The following is a 20,654-nucleotide window of genomic DNA, read 5'->3' as shown; positions in this document are numbered from 1 at the left end:
TATGTCATGCGCGCTTTGACTCTTTTGGGCCAATCCCTGGTGGCCGCCGCTGTCCTGGCCGCCGGCATGCCCGCCGTTGCCCAGGAGGCGCGCAAGATCGCGCCGGACCAGCTCTACCACGACTGGATCCTGATCAACCATCGCGATCAGGGCGTGTCCGTGGACCTGCCCAACAGTGGCGTCAATATCTACAAGCCCGGTTGCGTTGCGGTGACCTTCCTCATTGGCTCGGACGGCAAGCCGATGGATCTTCAGGTCGCCAAGATCGCGCCGCCCAGCGACCTGGGCAAGGCCGCCATCAGCGCGGTCTCGCAGTTCGAGTACGGTCCCTCGCTGAGCAACAACGAGCACAAGCCGGTCGCCACGTATTACATCGTTCCGTTCAACGCTCCGAACGACCAGGCCAAGCGGGACGCCTTGACGGCCCAGTGCAAGCTCCCGGGCTACGGCGCGGCCTGACCACGGCGCCGTTCGCAGGCCCCGCACACCCCCGGCCGGGCGCCTCCGGCCGGTTGGGTCTATAATCGCGCCTTTTCCAAGCCTAGCCGCCCCCTCGGGTGGGTTCCCGTCTTGCGGCCTCATGCCGCCCAAGCGTTACGGAGTCGTCCTATGAGCATTGAAGATCTCGAGAGCATCGCCCTGGCGATGGTCGCACCCGGCAAGGGCATCATCGCCATCGATGAGTCGACCGCTACCATCAAGAAGCGCTTCGAGGCGGTCGGCATCGAAAACAACGAAGAGAATCGCCGCGCCTACCGCGAGCTGCTGCTCACCGCGCCCAACCTCAGCGAGCACATTTCCGGCGCGATCCTCTATGACGAGACGATCCGCCAGTCCACCAAGGACGGCGTGCCGTTCACCCAGGTGATGAAGAAGAACGGCATCATCCCCGGCATCAAGGTCGACAAAGGCCCGGTGCCGCTGGCCGGCTTCCCGGGCGATGTGGTCACCGAAGGCCTCGACGGCCTGCGCGAGCGCCTGGCCGAATACGTCAAGCTCGGCGCGCAGTTCGCCAAGTGGCGCGCGGTGATCAACATCAGCGAAGACAACCCCAGCTCCACCGCCATCGAAGCCAACTGCCACGCGCTGGCCCGCTACGCCGCACTGTGCCAGGAAGCCGGGCTGGTGCCGATGGTCGAGCCGGAAGTGATCATGGACGGCGACCACAGCATCGAAGTCAGCTACGAAGTGCACGAAGCCGTGCTGCGTAGCCTGTTCAACGCGCTGTATGAGCAGAACGTGCTGCTGGAAGGCACCATCCTTAAGGTCAGCATGGTGATTCCGGGCAAGGATGCGGACGACCAGGCCAGCGTCGAAGAGGTGGCCGAGGCCACCGTGCGCGTGCTCAAGACCACCGTGCCGGCCACGCTGCCGGGCATCGTGTTCCTCTCCGGCGGTCAGACCGACGAACAGTCCACCGCGCACCTCAATGCGATGAACCGCATGGGCCCGCATCCGTGGCCGCTGTCCTTCTCCTACGGTCGCGCCATGCAGCAGGCGGCATTGAAGCTGTGGTCCAAGGACATGAAGGCCAACTACACCGAAGCGCAGAAGACCGTCGCGCTGCGCGCGAAGGACAACGGCCTGGCCGCGCTGGGCCAGTGGAAGGGCTGATCGATCGTTTTTGATCGGCGCACAAGCCTGCGGTACAAAAAAGAGAACGCCTTTCGGGCGCTCTCTTTTTTTGCGTGTCCCTCACCGTTGGGGAGAGGGTACTTGCGATGCTCAGAAGCGGAATTCCGCCGCCACCGTTACGGCGTTGGTATCCAGCTGCGCGCCGTGGTTGCGGTTGGAGCCGTCGTAGTAATTGTAGTTAACGCCCACGCTCCACTTCTGGTTGATGTTGTAGCCCACGCCCACGCCCGCGTAGTAACGGGTACGGTCAAAGCGCTGGTAGCTGGGGTTGGGGCCGTTGGTCAGGCCCTGGCCTTCGGCGAAGAAGGCACCGCCGCGCACTTCGCCGTACCACTTGGGCGTGAAGTTGTAGCGCAGGTTCGCGCCCAGCGTCGGACCGTACAGCTTGGAGCGCAGCGAGGAATCGCCGCGTGCGCCGCGCGCATCCTGTTGGCCCAGGTATTCATAGCCCGCTTCCAGGCCCAGCGAGGTGGTCTGATTGAGGGCGAAGCGATAACCGCCCTTGATGCCGCCGACGACATCGCCGTTGGAATCGTACGCGCCCTTGTTGACTTCGCCGTAGCCGGCTTCGGCGCCAACGTACCAGCCCTGCTGGGCAAGCTGCTGCGTGGAGGTTTCCTGGGCGAAGACCGTGGGGACGGCCGCAAAGCCGGCGGTAGCGAGGGCGATAGCAAACAGAGTCTTTTTCATGAGGGGTATTCCTTTTGATCCTTCGATCGTGATCTGTGTCCAGCCCGCGGCGCCTTGGGGAGAGGTGAAGCCGCGGCCGAGCGATCCGTCCCGTGACGGTGCTGGTTCGCTAGATAAGGACGACCGGAGGGGTTTCAATACCCATCAGTACAGTATTTTGGAAAATTCATGGGCGCCCGCACGCCCGCGACCGATGGCGAGGATCGACCCCGCGTGGCGACAGTCGGACACCGATCGGCGACAATAGGTGACTTTCCCCGCTGTCCGCTTTGGAGACACCCCTGATGACCACGCGCCGCGAACTTGCCAATGCCGTCCGCGCCCTAGCCATGGATGCTGTTGAAGCCGCCAACTCCGGCCATCCCGGTATGCCGATGGGCATGGCCGATATTGCCCAGGTGCTGTGGAACGACCATCTGAAGTTCAATCCCACCAACCCGAAGTGGCCCGACCGCGACCGCTTCGTGCTCTCCAACGGGCATGGCTCCATGTTGCAGTACGCGCTGCTGCACCTGACCGGCTACGACCTGCCGATCGAGCAGATCAAGCGCTTCCGCCAGCTGCATTCCAAGACCGCCGGCCACCCGGAAGCGAGCGAAACGCCAGGCGTGGAAACCACCACCGGTCCGCTGGGCCAGGGCTTCGCCAACTCGGTAGGTTTCGCGCTGGCGGAAAAAGTGCTGGCCGCGCATTTCAATCGCCCCGGCCACACCATCGTCGATCACCACACCTATGTGTTCATGGGCGACGGCTGCATGATGGAAGGCGTTTCGCACGAAGCGGCCTCGCTGGCCGGCACCTGGAAGCTGGGTAAGCTGATCGCGGTGTATGACGACAACAACATCTCCATCGACGGCGAAGTGCAGGGCTGGTTCACCGACGACACGCCCAAGCGTTTCGAAGCCTACGGCTGGAACGTGATCCGCGGCGTCGATGGGCACGATGCCCAAGCCGTGCAGAAAGCCTTTGCCGACGCCCTCGCGCAAAGCGAAAAGCCCACCCTGATCTGCTGCAAGACCATCATCGGCTTCGGCGCGCCGCACAAGCAGGGCAAGGAAGAATCGCACGGCGCCGCGCTCGGCAAGGCCGAAGTGGCCGCCGCGCGCGACGAGCTGGACTGGCGCTATCAGCCCTTCGAGATCCCCGCCGAGATCTACGCCGCGTGGGACAAGAAGAAAGCCGGCGCCGAACGCGAGCAGGCCTGGAACGAGACGTTCGCCCAATACAAGGCCGCGTATCCGGAACTGGCCGCCGAATTCCACCGCCGTACCGCGGGCGAGCTGCCCGCCGACTGGGCCAGCAAGTCGCAGGCGTTCATCGACAAGCTGCAGGCCGATGGCGTGGACGTGGCCTCGCGCAAAGCCTCGCAGATGACGCTCGACGCCTTCGGCCCGCTGTTGCCCGAACTGGTGGGCGGCTCGGCGGACCTTGCCGGTTCCAATCTCACCATGTGGAAGGGCAGCAAGAACATCACCGGTCCCGATGGCAACTACGTGCACTATGGCGTGCGCGAATTCGGCATGAGCGCCATCGCCAACGGCATCAGCCTGCACGGCGGCCTGCTGCCCTACGACGGCACCTTCCTGGTGTTCTCCGACTACGCCCGCAACGCGGTGCGCATGGGCTGCCTGATCCCGGCGCACGTTGTGCACGTGTACACGCATGATTCGATCGGCCTTGGCGAAGACGGCCCCACCCATCAGCCGATCGAACATCTCGGCTCGCTGCGCCTGATTCCGAACAACCGCGTGTGGCGGCCGTGCGATGCGGTGGAATCGGCGGTGTGCTGGAAGGTGGCGATCGAGCGCAAAGCCGGCCCGTCGTGCCTGATCTTCTCGCGCCAGACGCTCAAGCATCAGCAGCGCAGCGCCCAGCAGGTGGCCGATATCGCGCGCGGTGCCTACGTGCTTTCCGATCCGGCGGACACCCGGTTCAAGGCCATCCTGATCGCCACCGGTTCCGAAGTGGAGCTGGCGATGGAAGCGGCCCGCACGCTGGCGCAGCAGAACGTGCCGGTGCGCGTGGTGTCGATGCCGTGCACCGAGGAATTCGATGCGCAGCCGCTGGAATACCGCGAAGCGATCCTGCCCGGCTGGTGCCGCGCGCGCGTCGCGGTGGAAGCGGCCGCGGTCGATTTCTGGGGCAAGTACGTGGGCCTGGACGGCGCCGTGGTCGGCATGACCACCTACGGCGCATCCGCGCCGGCGCCGGCCTTGTTCGAATACTTCGGCTTCACCGTTTCGCACGTGGTCGATACGGTCAAGCGCGTCATCGGCTGAGCCCGCGCCCGGTGCCCTCTCCCTTGCGGGGGAGAGGGCCGGGGTGAGGAGCCGGCCTCGCGAAGCCATGCTAGACACCCCGCCACCATGACGGCGGCGTGATGGATGATGCGGCAAGGTGCAAGCGCGCCTTAATGCGCCTGCGCCATCAAACGCTCGCCAATGTCGTGGCCACCCCAAACGCAATCGCCATCACCACGCCCACCGCCACGCACGCGCTACCCGCGCGGATACGCCGCGCATCGACGCGCGGAATCAACCGCCACAGCGCCGCGACACCCACCAGCATCGACAGCACCAGCGCTGCGCGAAACGTACCGCTGACGATCAGCGGCCCGAACGGTGCGCGCGTCACGCCTACATGCACGGCCGCCACGGCGCCGATCAGCAAGGTCAGCAGGCACCAGACCAGGCACGCCAGGTAAACGCGGTTGAACACCACCGGCGCTCGCTCGCTCCAGCGCAACACGATCCACGCGATCACGGCGGGCAACACGGCCCCCACGCTGCTGAACAATACCCACCAGATGAGGCTGCTGAGCAGCGTAAGCACGCTTGTCATGCGGTTTCCTTAAGGATGCTCTGATTCATGCTTCGCAGGTGGCCTTCTGGACATCACCCCATCAAGTCAATTTATGGTGCGGGTGACACCTACGAAGAATTATTCAGAGCATCCTTCAGACCCAGGCGACGCAGCAGTTTATCCATCAGCCATGCCGGCCCAACCAGAAGGTAAGCCAAGTCGGTAAAGAAGCTCGGGCGACGCCCCTCGAACAGGTGGCCGACGAACTGCCCGATCCAGGCCAGCACAAACACGCCGATGCCCAGCTGCAGCAGATGCATCGCACCGACCCGCTGCAACAGGCCCCAGCAGCTGAGCGCAAACAAGCTCAACACGATCAGCAATGCGCCGCCAAGCCAATGCGAATGTTTCCAATACCACGTAAACGCCAGCACGATGGCGAACACCGACCACGCGCCAGGACGCAGCAGTGAGGGCGGCACCGGCGCGGTCCACAGCATGGCGATGGCGCTCCACACGATCAACGGCACGCAGATCCAGTGCAACGCCTGGTTGACCGGATGCTGATGATCACGACTGTAGCTGTCCAGCCAGTCGCGCATGCTGCGTGCCTCGTGCCGGGATTGCCGTGACATCATCCGCGTGCGCCGCTCCGGGAGAATAGATAGGTGGGTTTAGTCCAGCGTGAAGCCGGCCAGGCGTTGCAGCGCCTGGGCGTATTTCGCGGCGGTACCCTCGATTACCTCGGCGGGAACCTTCGGGCCGGGCGCCTGCTTGTTCCAGTCCAGCGTTTCCAGGTAGTCACGCACGAACTGCTTGTCGTAGCTCGGCGGGCTGATGCCGACCTGGTATTGGTCGGCCGGCCAGAAGCGCGAGGAATCGGGTGTGAGCATTTCGTCCATCACATACAGCTTGCCGTGCTCGTCGGTGCCGAACTCGAACTTGGTGTCGGCAATGATGATGCCGCGTTCGGCGGCGAAGGCCGCGGCCCACTTGTAGATGGCGAGCGTGGCGTGACGCACTTGCTCGGCCAGGTCCTCGCCGACGGCTTCGACGACGGCGTCGAAGCTCACGTTTTCGTCGTGATCGCCCACCGCGGCCTTGGTCGAGGGGGTGAAGATCGGTTCGGGCAGCTGCTGGGCCTGGCGCAACCCCGCCGGCAGCCGGATGCCGCACAGCGAACCGGTGGCCTGGTAGTCCTTCCAGCCCGAGCCGATCAGGTAGCCGCGCGCGATCGCTTCCACCGGCACCGGCTTCAAGCGCTTGGTGACCACCGCGCGCTTGCTGTAAAGCGCCAGGTCCGTGCCCGCGGGCAGCACCTCTTCCAGCGGCGTGTGCAGCAGGTGGTTGGGCACGATATCGGCGGTCTTGCCGAACCAGAAATTGGAAATCTGCGTAAGCATTTCGCCCTTGCCCGGAATCGGATCGGGCAGCACCACATCGAAGGCCGAGAGGCGGTCGCTGGCTACGATCAACAGGCGGTTGCCGCTCAGGGCATAGACATCGCGCACCTTGCCGCGGTGGATCAGATCCAGGCCGGGCAGGTTCGATTGCAGCAGGGTGGTGGGCACAATGCGCTCCGATCGGTGTGACAAGCGGGCTATTGTAACGGTCCGGGGCGCCGGACACTGCTAGAATCGCGCGCTTTACATCCGCCCATTGCCGATCGCCCGTTACCGATGCGAACCGTACTGATCGCGGCACTCGGTCTGACCTGTGCCATGCCAGCGCTTGCCGCCGATACGCCGTCCAAACCGGTGCGGCTGGGTCTGTGCGCGGCCTGCCACGGTGAAACGGGCATGGCGCAGATACCCGGCGCGCCGAACCTGGCCGGCCAGCGCCTGGATTACCTGCGCAAGGCGCTGAAGGATTACCGCGACGGCAGCCGCGACGTGCCGCTGATGCGCGCGGCCATCGGCCCGGTGAGCGACGCCGACCTGGATCAGCTGGCGCGCTGGTACAGCGCGCAGACACCGCAACCACAGGCCGCCACGCAGCCATGAGCTACACCTATACCTTCTGGTTCGCCGTGATGGGATTGTTCATGGGGCGCGGCATCGTCGGCGCGGCCGTGGGCGCCATCCTGGGCTTCGTGTTCGACAACCTGCGCTTCAATCAGCGCCGCAGCGCGATCCCCGAATCGGGCGGCTACGTCTCCCCGCTGTTCGCCTTGCTTGGGGCAGTCGCCAAGTCGGACGGGCGCGTGTCGGAAGCCGAAATCGCCGTGATCGAGCGCCTGATGGCGCGCATGGGGCTGGACAACAGCCACCGCCAGATCGCCATCCAGGCCTTCAACACGGGCAAGCAGCCGGAATTTGACGTCACCGGCCCGATCAACGCCTTGCGCCAATGGGTGGGCCTGCGCCGCGACCACGCGTTTCCAGTGCTGGACGTGGTGATCGAAACGGTGCTGGCCGAAGGCAATCCCTCGCCCGAGAAAATGGCAATCCTGCGGCAACTGGCGTTTGCGTTGCGCATCAGCGACATGGAACTGATGGCGCTGATGGCCATGAAGGGTTACGTGTGGCAGGGCGCGGCCGGCGCGCGCGGCGCGCGAGGGGCGCATGCCGGCGGCTATGTGCCGCCGCAGCGCACGACGCAGGGGCCCGATCCGTACGCCGTGCTCGGCATCGCGCGCGACGCGGACGACCGTGCCATCAAGCGCGCCTACCGCAAGTTGATTTCCGAGCACCACCCCGATCGCCTGGGCGACCTGCCCGAAGAGATGCGCAAGCGCGCCGAGGCGCGTGCGAGCGAGATCAACGCGGCCTATGAGCGGATCAAGGCCGAACGCGGTTTCAAATAGCGCCGTTCCCGCGCCGTCGGGGCGGCGGGGGCGCCAAGTTCGGCCGCATGGCAAAATCGCCGCTTGCGGCAAATGTTTCGATGCATCTTCAGCGGCGCGGTATCGACGGCCGTCTTCCAGTCCCCAAGGCCAAGGTTCGCCATGAGCAAGCAATCGACGATTATCGCCCCCTCCATCCTTTCCGCCGATTTCGCGCGGCTGGGCGAGGACACCGCCAAGGTGCTGGCCGCCGGCGGCGACTGGGTGCACTTCGATGTGATGGACAACCACTACGTGCCCAACCTCACCATGGGCCCGATGGTGCTCAAGGCGCTGCGCGATTACGGCATTGCCGCGCACATCGACGTGCACCTGATGGTCAAGCCGGTGGATCGCATCGTGCCGGACTTCGCCAAGGCCGGCGCCAACGGCATCAGCTTCCATCCGGAAGCGAGCGAGCACGTGGACCGTACCCTGGGCCTGATCAAGGATTCGGGCTGCGAAGCGGGCCTGGTGTTCAATCCGGCCACGCCGCTGAACTGGCTCGACCACGTGCTGGACAAGCTGGACCTGATCCTGATCATGTCGGTGAACCCGGGCTTCGGCGGGCAGAAATTCATTCCCTCGGCGCTGGACAAGCTGCGGCAAGTGCGCCGCCGCATCGACGAAAGCGGCCGCGCGATCCGCCTGGAAGTGGATGGCGGCGTCACCGCCGACAACATCGGCCAGATCGCCGCCGCCGGCGCCGATACCTTCGTGGCCGGCTCGGCCATCTTCAATGCGCCCGACTATCAGGCAGTGATTCAGCGCATGCACGCCAGCGTCGGCTGAACGGCGCCGGGTGAGACCAGGAAAAAGAAAGGCCCGGCACAGGGGGAAGTCTGCGCCGGGCTGGAGGGGCGTCGAAAGACGCTAGAGGAGACACCTTCGGCAGAAGCGACTTGTCCGGGACTGGAGGACGGGAGGCTCGGCCGTCGTTCCAGACCAGGGCGAGTTCCACGGCTTATGGATCACGCGCCTGCCGATAATTGGGACAGGGTCGGATCCGGTTGGTTCCCGAATTCGGGAAAAAATTTACGGCCGCTCAAAAAAATCCCCTCCGCAAGCGTGGAGGGGAAAGGAACGTCGGTCGGGAATGATCGGGATACGGCTTGGAAGCGCGGTTTTGGCGGCGGCTCATCCGGCGGTGCGACGGGCCCGCGTCCTTGCCGGCCCATCGCACCCTTACCTTCCACGGCTGCTACCAGAACACGGTCAGGGGAGACTCAACAGCAGGCCCAGCACCAGCGCACCCAGGGCCAGCATCACGCGCAAAGGCTCAAAGCCGCGGAGTTCGGCGTTGGGGTCGATCGAGGGGTCGGCGCGCATGAGGTCGGTCCGGTGTGGGCTTGGGGCTATCACACACCCCAGCCCGGCGCGCCAACCGGCGCCAGCGGGGCGATCGGCCGATGGAATCTGGCAGAACGCGGGCAAAAGCCCCACCCGGCTTGCGCAAGCGCGACCCGCATAGCAACCTGCGCGCCATCATCACGAGGAATCCGCACGCCATGGGACGCAACATTGCCATCGTCGAAGATGAGCCGCTGATCCGCGCCAACTATGTGGAGGCGCTCAATCGGTTCGGCTACGACACGCGCGGCTACGGTTCGCGCCAGGAGGCTTCCAACGCATTCGGCATACGCCTGCCGGAGCTGGTGATCATCGACATCGGCCTGGGCGACGAGCCGGAAGGCGGGTTCGATCTGTGCCGCGAGCTGCGCGCACGCTCGGCGACCTTGCCGATCATTTTCCTCACCGCGCGGGATTCGGATTTCGACGTGATTTCCGGCCTGCGCCTGGGCGCCGACGACTACCTCAGCAAGGACACCAGCCTGCATCAGCTGGCCGCGCGCATTGCCGCGCTGTTCCGCCGGATCGAATCGCTGAAGGCGCCGGCATCGAGCGAAACGGTGATCGGGCATGGCCCGCTCAAGCTCGAATCCGAGCGCATGCGCGTAAGCTGGAACGACGTGGAAGTGCCGCTTACCGTGACCGAGTTCTGGATGGTGCACACGCTGGTGCGTTTTCCCGGCCACGTGAAAAACCGCGACCAGCTGATGCGCGAGGCGGAGCTGGTGGTGGATGACGCCACCATTACCTCGCACATCAAGCGCATCCGCAAGAAATTCATTGCGGTGGCGGCGGACTTCGATGCCATCGAGACCGTGCACGGCGTGGGTTACCGGTGGCGTCCGTGATTCGGGTCGTTTTGGCGCTCTTTGCGCTGTTTGTCCTGGTTGGGGCGGCAGTCGCAAACGATCAAGGCGGCGGCGTGCTTGTCTATGGAGGCAGCGGCAAAGCCGGGTGGGGCATCATGGCGGACGTTCCGCAAGGCTGGACGTCGGACTGTTGCACGTATGCCAAGGCCATCGGTGTCAATTTGGCGCTGTATCAAGGCGAATGGACCGGAAAGCCGGAGCGGGTGATCTTGCTCAACGTTTGGGATCGAACGCTGCCAACGCTCCAGGCTGAACTTGATGCTGATCGCCGGCAATACATGCAGCGCGATCCGAAGGCGACGATTGAACCGCTGCCCATCGTCGCGTCGGCAAACATGGTCTGCAAGGGAGTGTTCTACCGCGGCTCGGACCATGAGGACGATGCGGTGGTCTTTTGCGAGCCTCCCACGTCCAGCGGCGTGCGAGTGAGTTGGTCGATGACCGTGGCCGATGCCGATCCGGAACGTTCGAACTTGCTCAAGATATTCGCCCACATTGCAGGCAGGGCCAATTACATGTCGTGCAGGTCAGGATGCAGCTCGACGCCGAATGCCCGTGGCCATTAACCTTTTGCGTCGCCGTTCGCTTCGCGTCGCTTTCGAATGACCCTGCGCCACAAACTGCTGCTCGTTGCGCTCTGCACGCTGGCGCTGCCCGTGGCGGGCTGGTTGTATGTGCGCCAGATGGAAACCTTGCTGCGCCAGGGCCAGGAGCAGGCGCTGATGGCGACGGCCACCGCCGTGGCGCGCAGCCTTGCCGTCACCGACGCGCCGCTGCCGCTGGCGGGCAAGGGGTGGTACGTACAGCAGGCGGTCAGCCCCATCACGGTGGATGGCTATGGCGACGACTGGGCGCCGATGACGCCATGGAGCCAGTCGCTGGGCAAGAACGCCAAGCTGCTGCTGGCCGAGGACGACAACGGCTTCTATCTCTACATCGACGTGCGCGTCAGCCGCCGCACGCGCGCGGACGCGGCCGATCCCAATGCGTTGTCGGCCGATCATGTGATCTTGGATCTGTACCAGGGCGACCAGCACCGGCGTTACCTGCTGGCCAGCGCGGCACCGGGTGCCTTCACGGCGTTGCCGCTGGATCCCCCCAGCGGCGAATTGCCCGACCGCATCACCGGCCAGTGGCAAGAGGACGGCAGCGGCTATCGCGCCGAACTGGGCTTGCCGCGCGGCCTGGGGCTGACTTCGCTGGGTGTGGGCGTATACACGGCGGTGGACGGCGGCAACCCGATGGCGGCGGACGTGCGTCCGCTGTGGCGCTACTCGCCCGATCTTTCGCAGGAGCTTTCGCGCCTCGCGCCCGAGGATACGCGCGCGCGCCTGCTGGCGCCGGCCGGCTGGCTGCTGGCGCAGACCGGACGCTTGTCCACCACCGGGCCGCAGCCGGGCTGGCTGTCGTCGTTCGTGTACCGTTCGCTGCTCGCCAATCCGCTGGAGGATGCCGAACCCTGGACCTCCGACGCGCCGCGCCTGGATCTGCCCGAAGTGCAGGGCGCGCGCGCGGGCCAGCCCACCGCGATCTGGCGCCAGGGCGAGCAGCGCGACAGCGTGGTGCTGGCCACCGCCGTGCCGGTGGAGCGCGATCACAGCGTGGTCGGCGTGCTGCTGCTGGAGCAGGCCAGCCGCGCGGTGCCGTTGCTGGCCAACCGCGCGTTCCTCAGCCTGTTGCTTACCAGCTTCGGCGTGATGCTGGTGGCCGGCGCGATCCTGCTGCTGTTCGCCACGCGCCTGAGCTTGCGCCTAAGTCGCTTGCGCGACGCGGTGGAGCGCGCGCAGATCAACGATGGACGTCTGGACGGCCAGATGATCCAGGGCCAATTTCCGATGGCGCAGTCCGACGACGAAATCGGCGACCTGGCGCGAAGCTTCCAGCGTCTGTTCGAAGCTGTCGGCGGCTATACCGACTACTTGCGCACGCTGGCGTCGAAGCTGTCGCACGAACTCAATACGCCGCTGGCGATCGTGAAATCCTCGCTGGACAACCTTGAGCACGCCGAACTCTCCAACGAGGCCCAGCCTTACCTGGCCCGCGCGCGCGACGGGGTTGCGCGCCTGGGCACGCTGGTGCGCGCGATGAGCGAAGCCAGCCGGATGGAACGCGCGATCGCCGCGGCCGAGCCGGAGGACGTGGATCTGGTCGATGTGGTGCGCGGTTGCGCGGACGCCTATCGCCCCCTGGCCGGCATGCGCCAGCTCGATTGCGCGCTGCCTGACCAGCCCGTCCACCTGCACGGCGCGCCCGAACTCATCGCGCAGGCGCTGGACAAATTGTTCGACAACGCCTTGTCGTTCACGCCTGCCGATGGCTGGTTGCGGCTGAGCCTGCGCGCCGTCGAGGGTGGCGCGGAGATCGAGCTGGCCAACCAGGGCCCGCCGTTGCCGGCGGCGATGCAGGGGCGGCTGTTCGATTCGCTGGTCAGCCTGCGCGACAAAGCCACGCCCGGCGACGCGCCGCATCTGGGATTGGGCCTTTATGTGGTGCGCCTGGTCGCGGAACGGCACGGTGGCCTTGCCGCCGCCCGCAATCTCGAAGATGGATCGGGCGTGGCGTTCAGCCTGCGCCTGCATGGCATGCCCAGGCAACGATTGGCCGGTTGACCGGTACATACGTTTCCCTGCGTGCAGCAGGGGGAGGGTCAAGGCGGAGCCAAGCCCATCCGCCGTGCGGCACGCTCGTGCGACCCTTCCCCGGCCTCCCCCGGCAGGGAAAGAAGCCGTTCCACGCGAGCATTGATCGCCCATCCCTATACAATCCCCCTCCTACGCTTCACCCAATGGATTTCCCCCACGTGATTTCTCGCGACGAATTCGATGCGCTGGCCGCGCAAGGGCACACTCGTATCCCGTTGGTGCGCGAAGTGTTCTCCGACCTGGACACGCCGCTGTCGGTCTACCTGAAGCTGGCCGACGGTCCCTACACCTTCCTGTTCGAATCGGTCGAGGGCGGCGCGACCTGGGGGCGCTATTCGATCATCGGCCTGCCGGCCCGGCGCGTGTATCGCCTGCGTGGCCACGAGCTGGAAGTGGAAGAGGCCGGCGAGGTGATCGAGCGGCGCCACCTGGACGATCCGCTCGCTGAAATCGAGGCGTTGCGCCAGCAGTTCGACGTGCCGCGCCTGCCGCAGCTGCCTGCGTTCAGCGGTGGCCTGGTGGGTTATTTCGGCTTCGAGACCATCGGCTACATCGAGCCGCGCCTGGCGCGGTGGGATCGCCCGGACGAACTGGGCACGCCGGACGTGTTGCTGATGCTGGCCGAAGAGGTGGCGGTTTTCGACAACCTCAAGGGCCGCCTGTACCTGATCGTGCACGCCGATCCCGCCCAGCCGCAGGCCTATGCGCATGCCCAGCGCCGCCTGGACGCCCTCACGCACCGCCTGCGCCAGGGCGGCGCTTCCTACCCGCAGCTTACGCAGTCGACCGCGCTCAACGAGAGCGATTTCAAATCCTCCTTCACGCGCGAAGAATTCGAAGCGATGGTCGAGCGCGCCAAGGAGTACATCCGCGCCGGCGATATCTTCCAGGTGGTGCCCTCGCAACGCCTGAGCGTGGGTTTCAACGCACGGCCGGTGGACGTCTACCGCGCGCTGCGCGCGATGAACCCCTCGCCGTACATGTATTTCGTCGACCTGGGCGATACGCAGATCGTCGGTTCCTCCCCGGAAATCCTCGCGCGCATGAAGGACGGCAAAGTCGTGGTGCGTCCGCTCGCCGGCACGCGCAAGCGCGGCGCCACCGAGGAGGAGGACCGCGCGCTCGAAGCCGAATTGCTGGCCGATCCGAAAGAACGCGCCGAGCACGTGATGCTTATCGACCTTGGGCGCAACGACATCGGCCGCATCAGCGAAACGGGCACGGTCGAGGTGAGCGAATCGTTCGTGGTCGAACGCTATTCGCACGTCATGCACATCGTCTCGCAGGTGCAGGGCAACGCCAGGCCGAACCTCAGCTACATGGACGTGCTCAAAGCCACCTTCCCGGCCGGCACGCTGAGCGGCGCGCCGAAGATCCGCGCCATCGAGATCATCCAGGAGCTCGAACCCTACAAGCGCAACATCTACGCCGGCGCGATTGGCTGGATCGGCTGGTGGGGCGATGCGGACACCGCCATCGCCATTCGCACGGCAGTAATCCAGAACGGCCGCCTCCACGTGCAGGCGGGCGCGGGCATCGTCTACGACTCCGATCCGGCGTGCGAATGGGAAGAGACGATGAACAAGGGCCGGGCGCTGTTCCGCGCCGTGGCGCAGGCTGCGAAAGGACTTTGAGTCATGCCGCGTAACCGTGTTCGTTTTGGCTATCTGGCCGTCATGTCGATGCTGGCATGCACATCGTCGTTATCCGCGCGCGATGCGTCGCAAGGCTGGCCGGATACGCCGCTCGCCCGCACGCAGGCCTTGGCGGAATTGCAGACGCTCAATGCGCAACTGCTCAGCCATCCAAGCGCAACGCTGACGCTGGAACGATGGTGCGGCGCGCACCATCTTGCGCCGCAGGCGAAGGTGATTGCGCAACGCGTGCACGGTGCGGACAAGCCGCTGCCCGAGGGCGCACGCGCCTTGCTCGGCATCGGCCCGGACGAGCCCGTGCGCTATCGCCGCGTGGCGCTTAGCTGCGGCGGTGTGGTGCTGTCGGACGCGGACAACTGGTACGTGCCCGCACGCCTCACCCCCGACATGAACAAGCAGTTGGACAACTCCGACATCCCGTTCGGCAAGGTCGTGCAGCCGCTGCACTTCCGCCGCCAGACGCTGTCGGCCGAACTGCTCTGGTCGCCCTTGCCGGAAGGCTGGGACAGCGGCACCCCCTTGCCGCCTGCCGCCAACCAGCTTTTGGCGATTCCCGACCACGTGCTGCAACACCGCGCCGTGCTTTACACCGGCAACAACCAGCCTTTCAGCCTGGTGGTCGAAAGCTATACCCGCCGGGTGCTTGCACGCCCTTGACCGACAAGGTTGAGGCGTGGCGCGTCCGGCTCCTGTTAATTCCCGATGGGCATATGCCGGCCGGCGGGGCGGCGGTATCATTTTCAAGCCCCTCCCCATGAACTGGCCTGGCAAGTGAGACAGCCATGTTGTTGATGATCGACAATTACGACAGCTTCACCTTCAACCTCGTGCAGTACCTGGGCGAGTTGGGACAAGAGGTGAAGGTGGTGCGCAATGACGCGCTCGATATCGCCGGCATCCGCGCGCTGCGGCCGTCGCACATCATGATTTCGCCCGGTCCCGGCACGCCGGACGACGCGGGGATCTCGCTGGACGTGCTCACCGAACTGGGCGGCGAGATTCCCGTGTTCGGGGTGTGCCTGGGCCATCAGGCCATCGGCCAGGCGTTTGGCGGCAAGGTGATTCGCGCCAAGCAGATCATGCACGGCAAAACGTCTCCGGTGCGCCATCGCGGCCAGGGTGTGTTTGCGGGGCTGCCCGATCCGTTCGAGGCCACGCGCTACCACTCGCTGGTGGTGGAGCAGTCCTCGCTGCCCGATTGCCTGGAGGTCACCGCCTGGACCGAGCATGCGGATGGCAGCATCGACGAGATCATGGGCCTGCGCCACAAGACGCTGGCGGTCGAGGGCGTGCAGTTCCATCCCGAATCCATCCTCACCCAGTACGGCCACGACTTGCTGCGCAATTTCCTGGGCCTGCCGCTGCAAAGCCTCGCGGCATGACCGGGCGGGCCATCACCATCACGCCCCAGCAGGCGCTGCAGCGCACGATCGAGCATCGCGAAATTTTCCACGATGAAATGATCGCCCTGATGCGGCAGATCATGAACGGCGAAGTGAGCCCGCTGATGACCGCCGCGATCATCACGGGCCTGCGCGTAAAGAAAGAAACGGTCGGCGAGATCACCGGCGCGGCGCGGGTGATGCGCGAACTGTCGGCCAAGGTGGATGCGCCGCCGCATCCGCACTTCATCGACATCGTCGGTACCGGCGGCGACGGCGCCTCCAGCTTCAACATTTCCACCGCCTCGATGTTCGTCGCGGCGGCGGCGGGTGCGCGCATCGCCAAGCACGGCGGGCGCAGCGTGTCGTCCAAGTCCGGCAGCGCGGACGTGCTGGAGGCTCTGGGCGCGTGCATCGAGCTGAGCCCGGCCCAGGTGGCCCAGTGCATGGCCCAGACCGACATCGGTTTCATGTACGCGCCCAACCATCATCCGGCCATGAAAATCGTGGCCCCGGTGCGCAAGGAAATGGGCGTGCGCACGCTGTTCAACATCCTTGGGCCGCTGACCAATCCGGCGGGCGCGCCGAACATCCTGATGGGCGTGTTCCATCCGGACCTGGTCGGTATCCAGGTCCGCGCGCTGCAGGCGCTGGGCGCCCATCACGCGATGGTGGTGTGGGGTCGCGACGGCATGGACGAGATCTCGCTGGGCGCGGCCACCCTGGTGGGCGAGCTGCGCAATGGCCAAGTGCACGAGTACGAGATCGAGCCGGAGGATTTTGGCCTTGCCATGGCCTCCAGCCGCAACCTGCGGGTCGATGACGCGGCCCAATCCAAGGCGATGCTGCTCGATGCGCTGCAGGACCGGCACGGCGTGCCGCACGACATCGTCTGCCTGAACGCGGGCGCCGCCCTCTATACCTGCGGCCTGGCCGGGTCCATTGGTAGCGGTATCGAGCTGGCGCGGGCCACCATCGCCAGTGGCGCTGCCCACGCCAAGATGGAAATGTTCGTGGCAACCACGCGCCGACTCGCCGATACTACGGCGTGAAAGGCGCGTAAAATTCCCGGCTCCTGCGTTTCACCCGCTCCCTGTTGACTGCAAGCCCATGACCGACATCCTGCAACGCATCCTTGCTCGCAAGGCGGAAGAGCTTGCCGAGCGCAGCACTAAATTGCCGCTCAAAGAGCTATCGGCGCGCGCGGCCGACATGCCCGATACGCGCGGCTTTTCCGCCGCGATCGAGGCGAAGATCGCCGCCGGTTTGCCCGCCGTCATCGCCGAAGTGAAGAAGGCCAGCCCGAGCAAGGGCGTCATCCGCCCGGAGTTCGACCCGGCCGCGATCGCGCGCAGCTACGAAATGGCCGGAGCGGCCTGCCTTTCGGTGCTTACCGACAAGGACTTTTTCCACGGCTGCGAGGACTTCCTGCAGCAGGCGCGCGCGGCATGCTCGTTGCCGGTGCTGCGCAAGGACTTCGTGATCGATCCCTACCAGGTGTACGAGGCGCGCGCGATCGGCGCCGACTGCATCCTGCTGATTGTCGCGGCACTCGGCGATGCCGATCTGCTGGAATTGTCGCTGCTGGCCGCCGAGCTTGACCTGGACGTGCTGTGCGAAGTGCACGACGCGGAGGAAATGGAGCGCGCGCAGGCTTTGCCGGTGCCGCTGATCGGCGTGAACAATCGCAACCTGCGCACCTTCGAAACCTCGCTCGACACCTCGATCGAGCTGCAGGAGTTGATGGAATACGACCGCGTGCTGGTGGCCGAATCGGGCATCCACACGCCCGCCGACGTGGCACGCCTGCGCGATGCCGGCATCAACGCCTTCCTGGTCGGCGAAGCTTTCATGCGCGCGCCCGATCCGGGCGTGGAGCTGAAGCGGCTGTTCAACACGAACTGACGACCATGGTGACAGGGGACAAGACGGCCACGCCGGAACCTACCGGCGCCCAGGCGAGTGCGTCGCGTGTGGTGCTGTTCGATTTCGACGGCGTGCTGTTTCATGGCGATTCCTTCCGCATGTTCATCCGCCACCGCTACCGGCGCTCGCTGCCGTGCAAACTGCTGGCGCTGCTGACGTCGCCGTGGTGGCTGCTGTGCGGGGTGTTCTCGCGCTGGTGGGCGGCGCGCGCGCTGGTGCATGCGGCGCTGTTTGGCATGAGCCCCAAGCGTTACCAGCAGGCGGTCGAGGCGTTCGCCGAGCAGGTCGTGCGCCGACCGCGCCAGTTCTGCCGCGATGGCCTGCAGGCCCTGCGCAAGCATCTGGCCGCGGGCGACGAGGTGGTGGTGGTTACCGGCTGCGAACAGACGCTGGCAGCGCGATTGCTGGCACAGATCGGCCTGCCGGAAGTGGGCGTGATCGGCTCGCAGTTCAGGCCCGGCTGGTCGGGCATGCGCATCACCGTGCACAACATCGGACGCCGCAAGGTGCAAAGTTTGGCTGCCAAGGGCATAAAAAGCTGGCGCGTCGCCTACGGCGATTCGGTGCATGACATTGCCATGCTCAAGCAGGCGCACCAGGCCGTGCTGGTGAATGGCTCGCTCAAGCTGTGCAAGCGGGTGGAAAAGGCGCTGGGGCGGCCGGTCGCGCGCGTGGAGTGGTACTGATCTTGCCTTGGGAAGCTCGCGGGTTACGCCGTTGCCCCCTCTCCGGGGTGGGGGAGGGAGCGGGAGGAGCGGCCATCCTGCCCGATGCTTCCGCACGAACGGGGCTTTGAGTCAGAGGGGCCGAGGCGGGCGTGCCCCGCACCTGGGCCTTGTCCTTACCCTAAATACCCAGTGCATTCCTACGCGCTCCCCCGCGTATCCCGGGGGGGCGGGACGAGAAGCGCCTCGCCACGCCAGGCCCTTATCCCACGCAGTGGCCTCAGCGGGTGCCGCGCACCACGATGGTCTTGCCGGACACCTCGATCATCCCTTGCTCTTCCAGCTGCTTGAGCACGCGCCCGACCATCTCGCGCGAGCAGCCCACGATGCGGCTTACTTCCTGGCGCGAAATGCGGATCTGGGTGCCTTCCGGGTGGCTCATCGCGTCCGGTTCCTGGCACAGGTCCAGGAGGGTGCGGGAGATGCGGTTGGTCACATCCATGAAGGCCATCCGGCTCACCTGGCGCGAGGTGCGCAGCAGGCGGTGGGTGAGCTGGGCGCCGATGGCGAACAGGATCTTGGGGCATTCGTCGCGCAGGGGGCCTTCCATCAGCTGGAACAGGCGTTCGTAGCTGATTTCGGCCATCTCGCAGGCGCTACGGGTGCGCACCATCGATTCGCGCTGCGCCTGCTCCACGAACAGGCCCATCTCGCCGATGAACTGGCCGCGGCTGATATAGGCCAGGATCAGCTCGCGCCCCTGTTCGTCCTCGGTACACACGGCCAGCGACCCTTCGATGACGTAATAAAGGGTGTTGGCCGGGTCGCCCGGACGGATGATGGCGGTCTTGCCCGGATAGCGGCGGCGGTGGCACAGGCCAAGGAAACGTTCCATGGCGGCGGGGTCGGGCGCGAAGCCGAGAGGTGCCTGTGACTTCTCGAAAGCCTGTTGTAATTGATATTTCAGCTGCACCACAGAGATTTTCCCCAAGCTGGTTTGGTTCATGGGCCGCCCCATCCAGCGGCCAGGAATCGCACGTCCCTGACAACTTTCTCATTATGGCAAAGTCGGCGCGAGCCCCGAAGGTTCAGTTTTCACCCAATTTGCCGCATACTTCGCAATCCTCCGGATGGTGACAGTTGCCATCGTCCGTACACAAGGGGCGTGCAGGATAAGGGTCCAGCATGCCTTTCCAATCCAGCGGGGACCCTTGTAGCTAACCCGCCTCACCTGTCGGCCGTGACCCGGCCATGGAGTGTCGCCGTGGTGAAACCCCTCCCGCGCCTGCGTCTGCAGGGCTTCAACAACCTTACCAAGGCCCTGAGCTTCAATATCTACGACATCTGCTATGCGGTGTCCGAAGACCAGCGCCAGCGTTACATCGAGTACATCGACGAGCAGTATGACGCCGATCGTCTCACCCAGATACTCACCGACGTGGCCGAAATCATCGGCGCGAACATCCTTAACGTCGCCCGCCAGGACTACGACCCCCAGGGTGCCTCGGTGACCATCCTGATCTCCGAAGAGCCGGTGGTGGAAAAGCTGGGCCGCGACACCATCTCCGAGGCGGTGGTGGCGCACATGGACAAGAGCCACATCACTGTCCACACCTACCCGGAAACCCACCCGCACAACGGCATCGCGACCTTCCGCGCGGACATCGATGTTGCCACCTGCGGCGTGATTTCCCCGTTGAAGGCACTGAACTACCTGATCGACAGTTTCGAGTCCGACATCGTGGTGTGCGACTACCGCGTGCGCGGCTTCACCCGCGACGTGAAGGGCAAGAAGCATTTCATCGACCACAAGATCAACTCGGTGCAGGATTACCTGGCGCGCCACATCCGCCAGAAATACGAAATGTTCGATGTGAACGTGTACCAGGAAAACATTTTCCACACGAAAATGCACATCAAGGACTTCGACCTCGATACCTACCTGTTTGAAGCGCACGCCGACGATCTATCGTTCAAGGAACGCCAGAAGATCGAGCAACTGCTGCGGCGGGAGATCGAGGAGCTGTTCCACGGACGCAACCTGATGTAATGAAAAAGCCCGCCTCCATGGCGGGCTCAGACTGCTGACGAACCCCGTGTTTTACGAAACACGGGGTTCTCTGTATCAGGCCCCAGCGAAAGCATGATGGCGGCAATGAAAAACGATCGGCCCGATCGTGATCGCCGCCTGACGCGGCTGAGGGGGGCTTGCAA

General features: G+C 65.1%; 21 protein-coding genes. 16 read left to right on the top strand and 5 right to left on the bottom strand.

Translation table 11 applies throughout. The annotated features are described in order from the left end of the window. Positions 1-6: 6 nt before the first annotated feature. Both VME63_RS13455 and VME63_RS13450 read left to right on the top strand, forming a co-directional pair. A complete protein-coding gene (locus tag VME63_RS13455; protein ID WP_325433871.1) occupies positions 7-459 on the top strand; it encodes an energy transducer TonB in 453 nt (150 codons plus the stop codon). A 150-nt stretch (positions 460-609) separates the two neighbouring features. After that, positions 610-1,614 (top strand): class I fructose-bisphosphate aldolase, encoded by a 1,005-nt coding sequence (locus VME63_RS13450; protein ID WP_325433870.1) that lies wholly within the window; start codon positions 610-612, stop codon positions 1,612-1,614. Positions 1,615-1,725: 111 nt separating this feature from the next. Here the strand turns inward: VME63_RS13450 and VME63_RS13445 are convergent, their stop codons facing one another. Continuing rightward, positions 1,726-2,325, bottom strand: coding sequence for a porin family protein (locus VME63_RS13445; RefSeq protein ID WP_325433869.1), 600 nt, complete (start codon positions 2,323-2,325; stop codon positions 1,726-1,728). A gap of 284 nt (positions 2,326-2,609) precedes the next feature. On the opposite strand from VME63_RS13445, the gene tkt reads away from it, so the two are divergent. Further along, on the top strand, positions 2,610-4,604 hold the full coding sequence (gene tkt, locus VME63_RS13440) for a transketolase (protein WP_325433868.1): 1,995 nt from the start codon (positions 2,610-2,612) through the stop codon (positions 4,602-4,604). 148 nt (positions 4,605-4,752) lie between these two features. On the opposite strand, the gene VME63_RS13435 is transcribed toward tkt, so the two are convergent. The 3 genes from VME63_RS13435 to VME63_RS13425 form a co-directional block, all read right to left on the bottom strand. Next, positions 4,753-5,166: a hypothetical protein gene (locus VME63_RS13435; protein ID WP_325433867.1), complete on the bottom strand. Its 414-nt coding sequence runs from the start codon at positions 5,164-5,166 to the stop codon at positions 4,753-4,755. Positions 5,167-5,255: 89 nt separating this feature from the next. Then, entirely contained in the window at positions 5,256-5,729 is a 474-nt protein-coding gene (locus VME63_RS13430) for a DUF962 domain-containing protein (protein ID WP_325433866.1), read from the bottom strand. Positions 5,730-5,801: 72 nt separating this feature from the next. Continuing rightward, entirely contained in the window at positions 5,802-6,698 is an 897-nt protein-coding gene (locus VME63_RS13425; RefSeq protein ID WP_325433865.1) for a phosphoribosylaminoimidazolesuccinocarboxamide synthase, read from the bottom strand. 108 nt (positions 6,699-6,806) lie between these two features. Between VME63_RS13425 and VME63_RS13420 the strand changes: the two genes are divergently transcribed. From VME63_RS13420 to VME63_RS13365, 12 genes are all read left to right on the top strand, one after another. Beyond that, positions 6,807-7,130 carry a c-type cytochrome gene (locus VME63_RS13420; RefSeq protein WP_414648266.1) on the top strand — a complete coding sequence of 108 codons (324 nt, stop codon included), beginning with the start codon at positions 6,807-6,809 and terminating at the stop codon, positions 7,128-7,130. Next, the gene (djlA, locus tag VME63_RS13415; protein ID WP_325433863.1) at positions 7,127-7,933 is read left to right on the top strand and encodes a co-chaperone DjlA; all 807 of its coding nucleotides are present in this window, start codon (positions 7,127-7,129) and stop codon (positions 7,931-7,933) included. The genes VME63_RS13420 and djlA overlap by 4 nt, the downstream gene beginning before the upstream one ends. A 141-nt stretch (positions 7,934-8,074) precedes the next feature. Then, positions 8,075-8,743, top strand: a complete 669-nt coding sequence (gene rpe, locus VME63_RS13410) for a ribulose-phosphate 3-epimerase (RefSeq protein ID WP_325433862.1) — start codon at positions 8,075-8,077, stop codon at positions 8,741-8,743. A gap of 716 nt (positions 8,744-9,459) precedes the next feature. Then, the gene (gene pdsR, locus VME63_RS13405; protein WP_325433861.1) at positions 9,460-10,149 is read left to right on the top strand and encodes a proteobacterial dedicated sortase system response regulator; all 690 of its coding nucleotides are present in this window, start codon (positions 9,460-9,462) and stop codon (positions 10,147-10,149) included. Beyond that, a complete protein-coding gene (locus tag VME63_RS13400; protein ID WP_325433860.1) occupies positions 10,146-10,736 on the top strand; it encodes a hypothetical protein in 591 nt (196 codons plus the stop codon). The genes pdsR and VME63_RS13400 overlap by 4 nt, the downstream gene beginning before the upstream one ends. A 36-nt stretch (positions 10,737-10,772) precedes the next feature. Next, a complete protein-coding gene (locus VME63_RS13395; protein ID WP_325433859.1) occupies positions 10,773-12,779 on the top strand; it encodes an ATP-binding protein in 2,007 nt (668 codons plus the stop codon). Positions 12,780-12,955: 176 nt separating this feature from the next. After that, a complete protein-coding gene (trpE, locus tag VME63_RS13390; RefSeq protein ID WP_414648265.1) occupies positions 12,956-14,446 on the top strand; it encodes an anthranilate synthase component I in 1,491 nt (496 codons plus the stop codon). A 3-nt stretch (positions 14,447-14,449) separates the two neighbouring features. Further along, on the top strand, positions 14,450-15,124 hold the full coding sequence (locus VME63_RS13385) for a hypothetical protein (RefSeq protein WP_325433857.1): 675 nt from the start codon (positions 14,450-14,452) through the stop codon (positions 15,122-15,124). Positions 15,125-15,249: 125 nt separating this feature from the next. After that, a complete protein-coding gene (locus tag VME63_RS13380; protein ID WP_325433856.1) occupies positions 15,250-15,849 on the top strand; it encodes an aminodeoxychorismate/anthranilate synthase component II in 600 nt (199 codons plus the stop codon). Then, on the top strand, positions 15,846-16,901 hold the full coding sequence (gene trpD / locus VME63_RS13375; protein WP_325433855.1) for an anthranilate phosphoribosyltransferase: 1,056 nt from the start codon (positions 15,846-15,848) through the stop codon (positions 16,899-16,901). The genes VME63_RS13380 and trpD overlap by 4 nt, the downstream gene beginning before the upstream one ends. A gap of 58 nt (positions 16,902-16,959) precedes the next feature. Beyond that, positions 16,960-17,754 (top strand): indole-3-glycerol phosphate synthase TrpC, encoded by a 795-nt coding sequence (trpC, locus tag VME63_RS13370; RefSeq protein ID WP_325433854.1) that lies wholly within the window; start codon positions 16,960-16,962, stop codon positions 17,752-17,754. A 5-nt stretch (positions 17,755-17,759) separates the two neighbouring features. Next, entirely contained in the window at positions 17,760-18,461 is a 702-nt protein-coding gene (locus VME63_RS13365; protein WP_325433853.1) for an HAD family hydrolase, read from the top strand. 259 nt (positions 18,462-18,720) lie between these two features. Here the strand turns inward: VME63_RS13365 and crp are convergent, their stop codons facing one another. Beyond that, a complete protein-coding gene (gene crp, locus VME63_RS13360) occupies positions 18,721-19,422 on the bottom strand; it encodes a cAMP-activated global transcriptional regulator CRP (RefSeq protein WP_325433925.1) in 702 nt (233 codons plus the stop codon). Between the two features lie 282 nt (positions 19,423-19,704). Between crp and speD the strand changes: the two genes are divergently transcribed. Beyond that, a complete protein-coding gene (gene speD / locus VME63_RS13355) occupies positions 19,705-20,490 on the top strand; it encodes an adenosylmethionine decarboxylase (protein ID WP_115478798.1) in 786 nt (261 codons plus the stop codon). Positions 20,491-20,654: the final 164 nt, after the last annotated feature.

It is taken from the genome of Dyella sp. (assembly GCF_035503745.1).
Classification (GTDB): domain Bacteria; phylum Pseudomonadota; class Gammaproteobacteria; order Xanthomonadales; family Rhodanobacteraceae; genus Dyella_B.
This window is presented reverse-complemented; position numbering and strand designations above follow the sequence as displayed.